Source organism: Streptomyces pathocidini, assembly GCF_001418495.1.
In the GTDB taxonomy this organism is placed as follows: domain Bacteria; phylum Actinomycetota; class Actinomycetes; order Streptomycetales; family Streptomycetaceae; genus Streptomyces; species Streptomyces pathocidini.
In genome coordinates, this window is record NZ_LIQY01000403.1 from 1 (window position 1) to 4,104 (window position 4,104).

Annotated in this window: 4 protein-coding genes; 3 read left to right on the forward strand and 1 reads right to left on the reverse strand. The window is 71.0% G+C overall.

Going from position 1 to position 4,104, the window contains the following annotated elements; all coding sequences use genetic code 11:
- Nucleotides 1–104 precede the first annotated feature (104 nt).
- Both AOK16_RS18775 and AOK16_RS18780 read left to right on the forward strand, forming a co-directional pair.
- Complete coding sequence (locus AOK16_RS18775; RefSeq protein ID WP_157859260.1) at nucleotides 105–497, forward strand: hypothetical protein; 393 nt, start codon at nucleotides 105–107, stop codon at nucleotides 495–497.
- 138 nt (nucleotides 498–635) lie between these two features.
- Entirely contained in the window at nucleotides 636–1,505 is an 870-nt protein-coding gene (locus tag AOK16_RS18780; RefSeq protein WP_055473385.1) for an aldo/keto reductase, read from the forward strand.
- A gap of 241 nt (nucleotides 1,506–1,746) precedes the next feature.
- On the opposite strand, the gene AOK16_RS18785 is transcribed toward AOK16_RS18780, so the two are convergent.
- Nucleotides 1,747–3,018 (reverse strand): alpha-L-fucosidase, encoded by a 1,272-nt coding sequence (locus AOK16_RS18785; protein ID WP_055473386.1) that lies wholly within the window; start codon nucleotides 3,016–3,018, stop codon nucleotides 1,747–1,749.
- A gap of 320 nt (nucleotides 3,019–3,338) precedes the next feature.
- Here AOK16_RS18785 and AOK16_RS18790 point away from each other — a divergent pair, with 320 nt between their 5' ends.
- On the forward strand, nucleotides 3,339–4,001 hold the full coding sequence (locus AOK16_RS18790; protein ID WP_205627729.1) for a chaplin: 663 nt from the start codon (nucleotides 3,339–3,341) through the stop codon (nucleotides 3,999–4,001).
- The last annotated feature ends 103 nt before the right edge of the window (nucleotides 4,002–4,104 follow it).

Genomic DNA, 4,104 nt, shown 5'->3' on the forward strand with positions numbered 1-4,104 from the left:
GGTGGAGGGTGGGCTGACCCTCGTGGTGAGGGACGGACCGGGGGACGTTCTCGTGTGCGAGGCGCGGCTCGGCCTCGTACAGCCCCTGCCGAGGAGCGATCGCGATGACCATGCAGCAGCACTCCGCCTACGTCAGCGTCCACCTCACCGACTGCTCCCCGCTGGACGCCGACGCCGTCTTCGACATCCTCGCCGCCGCCTTCCCCGCGGACGTCGACCGTGAGACGGCGACGCACTGCGAGCAACTGCCCGATGTGGCCAATCCGATGGTGTGGATCAGGACGTACGACGTACGGACCGCCGGGCGGGCGCCGAAGCCGGTGTCGTTGCACGGCGAGGTCACGGCCGACCTCTTCGGCTGCCACCGGCCCGTACGGGAGTTGGAGGCCGTTCTCTCGCGGGCCTTCAGCACCGTGGAGGAGGGGCACGTCGTCCCCGGCGACCAGGAGGTCCAGGTCCGGCTGGGGCTGACCAGCCGGGTTCCGGTGCCGTCGTAGGACAGGCCCTCGTGGTGTGGCCTGTCTCTTGAGTCGGCCCCTGGACAGTCGTTCGCTCCGGCGGAAGGGTGGAGTCCGCGCGTGGCCGAGGCCGCGCGCGGACCGTCTTTACCCACGGCACCAGGGAAGGCAGCACGCATGCAGACTCGCCGTATCGGCAACGTCGAGGTCAGCGCGATCGGACTCGGGGCCATGCCCATGTCGATCGAGGGGCGGCCCGACGAGGCCCGCTCGATCGCCACGATCCACGCCGCGCTCGACGCCGGGGCGACCCTGATCGACACCGCCGACGCGTACCACCTCAAGGCGGGCGAGGTCGGCCACAACGAGACGCTGATCGCCAAGGCGCTCTCCACCCACGAGCGCGGCGCGGACGTGCTCGTCGCCACCAAGGGCGGCCATCTGCGCCCCGGCGACGGCAGTTGGACGCAGGACGGCCGGCCGGAGTACCTGAAGCGGGCCTGCGAGGCCTCGCTCGAGCGGCTCGGGGTCGAGGCGATCGGCCTCTACCAGTTCCACCGGCCCGACCCGCGCGTCCCGTACGAGGACTCCCTTGGCTCGATCCGCGACCTTCTCGACGAGGGAAAGATCCGGATGGCCGGCATCTCGAATGCCGACCCCGAGCAGATCCGGCTCGCCGGCGAACTCCTCGGCGGGCGACTGGTGTCGGTGCAGAACCAGTTCTCGCCCGCATTCCGGTCCAGCGAGCCGGAGCTGCACCTGTGCGACGAACTGGGCATCGCGTTCCTGCCGTGGAGCCCGCTCGGCGGGATCGCGCGGGCGGGTGAACTCGGCTCCTCCTACGCGCCGTTCGCCCGCGTCGCGGCGGCGCACGGGGTCAGCCCGCAGCGGGTGTGCCTGGCGTGGATGCTTGCCAAGTCGCCCGTGGTGATTCCTATCCCGGGCTCCAGTCGGCCGGAGACCGTCCAGGACTCCCTGGCGGCCACCGAACTCACCCTCGGCGCTGACGAGACCGCGGCGCTCGACGCGGCGCTCGACGCCGTCTGAGAGTGCGCCGGCCCGTCCGGCTGAGGCCACCGTGTCCTCAAACGCCGGACGGGCTGGGATCGGCCCGGGGCTCAGCCCGAAGGGTCAGTCCCGGGCTCAGGCCGAAGGATCGACCCCCGGCTCAGCCCAAGGGCCAGTCCCGGGCTAAGCCCAAAGGGGCTGGCAGGCTCAGGCCCGAGCCTCGACCCCCGGGCTCAGTCCAAAGGGTCGGCAGGCTCAGGTTCGGGACTCGACCGCCATGTCAGTCGCGGCCCGTGCCCCGGTACAGGTCCAGTTCGCCGTCCAACTCCACCGCCAGGACCGTCGCGTACGCGTCCACCGCGTCGCCCTCCGGCGCGTCGATCCACAGCACGCCCGGGACGTCCCCGAGGCCGCCGATCGTGCGGTGGGCCAGCTCCCGGCCCGTGCCCAGCTCCGTCACCCTGCGCACGGAGTTCCGCAGCCCGCGTACGGCGACCGACTCGCGCGGGGTGTCGAAGCAGATCAGGTAGAGCGTGCGGCGGTCGGCGGAGAGGGTGCTCGGGCCGTAGTGGTGCCCGGCCGGGAGGCCCGCCGCCGTGCCGTACACGGCGGGCTCGTTGCGGCGGATCCAGTCGCCCAGACCCTCCAGGCGCGAGGCCTGCTCGGGCGTGATCGTGCCGTCCTCCTTCGGGCCCACGTCCAGGAGCAGGTTGCCGCCCATGGCGATGGTCTCGGTGAAGTAGCGGACCAGCTGGCGTATGGACTTGTGGTTGTCGTCCTTGTGCTGGTAGCCCCACGAGTCGTTGACCGTCAGGCACAGCTCCCAGGGGCCGTCGGGCGCCTCGATCGGCACGCCCTGCTCCGGGGTCGCGTAGTCGCCGTAGCTGAGCATGCGGGCGTTGAGGACGGTCCGCGGGTTGCCGGCGAGGATCTGCTCGGACAGCTCCCGCATCCGCCACTGCTCCTCGCTGCGCTCCCACTCGCCGTCGAACCACAGCAGGTCGGGGCGGAAGTTCTCCACCAACTCGCGGACCTGGCCGTCGCGGTAGGCGAGGAAGCGCTCCCAGGCGGCGGGGTCCTCGTTGCCGCGGCCGGGCGAGCAGTACGGGTTGGTGGCCACCTCCTCGTTCGGCGGCTCGGGGTGCACCACGCTGGGGTAGTCGGGGTGGTTCCAGTCGGAGTGCGAGTAGTAGAGGCCGACCTTCAGCCCCTGTTCACGCAGGGCCTCGGCGTACGGGCCGATCAGGTCGCGGCCGGCGGGGGTGCGCTTGACCACCGACAGGTCGCCGAGCGCGGTGTCCCACAGGGCCACGCCGTCGTGGTGCCGGGCGGTGAGCACCGCGTACTTGGCGCCGGCGCGCCGGAACAGCTCGGCCCAGGCGGTGGGGTCGTAGCGGGAGGCGGTGAAGCCGTCGAGCTGCCGCATGTACTGCTCGTGGGGGACCGACCCGTTGTAGAAGGACCAGGACTCGGGAACGCCGTCGACGGCGTAGATCCCGTAGTGGAGGAAGATGCCGAGCTTGGCGTCGGCGAACCAGGGCTGCATCGGCATGGTGCACGTCCTTGCGTGGGAGTCGGAGCGGGACCCGGATGGTTCCGGATGGGTTCCGGCGCAGTGTAGTCAGCGTGCGTGGGGCTTGAACACGCTTTCTTGAGGGTGGTTTCGGAGGGCTGAATTCCGGGGTGAGGTGGGGGATTTCGTGGTGGTTTGGCCGTCGAGAAAACGCTTGCTTTCGGTGTTGCGCGTCAACGTGATTAACCGCCCACTCGATGGGGTGAAAGACATATGACCCATAACCCATTCGGCCCACCGTGCGTTGTCCTCGGTACGGGACGTGGGTCCCGCGAGACGAGCCGAAAGGCAGGAACAAGATGAGACGCATTGCCAGAAAGGGCCTGGTTACCGCCATGGCCACGGGTGGGGTTCTGGCCGCCGCCGCGGGGTACGCGCACGCGGACTCCGGCGCGCAGGGCGCCGCCGTCGGGTCGCCTGGGCTGCTGTCCGGCAACGCGGTGCAGGCGCCGGTCCACGTACCGGTCAACGTGTGCGGGAACGCCGTCAGCGTCGTCGGACTGCTCAACTCCGTCGCGGGCAATGACTGCGCCAACTCGGGTGGCAGCGGGCCCGGGACGCCCGGGGGTTCCTCCGCCCGCGGCGAGGCCGAGGGCTCGCCCGGCGTCGCCTCGGGCAACAGCGTGCAGCTGCCGGTCGACGTTCCCGTCAACGTCACCGGGAACACGGTGAACGTCGTCGGCGTCGGCAACGAGGCCGCCGGCAACTCCTCCTCCAACGGCTCCCCGGAGCAGCCTGAGTCGCGGGTGCCGGAGCCGCCGAAGACGGCGCCCAAGCCGCCGAAGGTCACGCCTGAGCCGGCGGGGCGCGGGCCTCGGGCCGTGCGGCCGCAGACCGTTGAGAGTCTGGCGCGGACCGGTTCTGATGGGGACATGCTGGAGCTCTTCGTTCCTGCGAGTGCCGGGTTGTTGCTGGGTGGTGGTTTGTTGTACCGGCGGTTCCGGCCGGGGCGGTTGTCGTAGGGCGTTCAGGGGCGGGGCCGGTGGTTGGGCGGCTGGCCGTGGGGCCTGCGGTGGCCTTTCCCCTGACCCGCACCTTCCCGAAACTGGGGCTCCGCCCCAGACC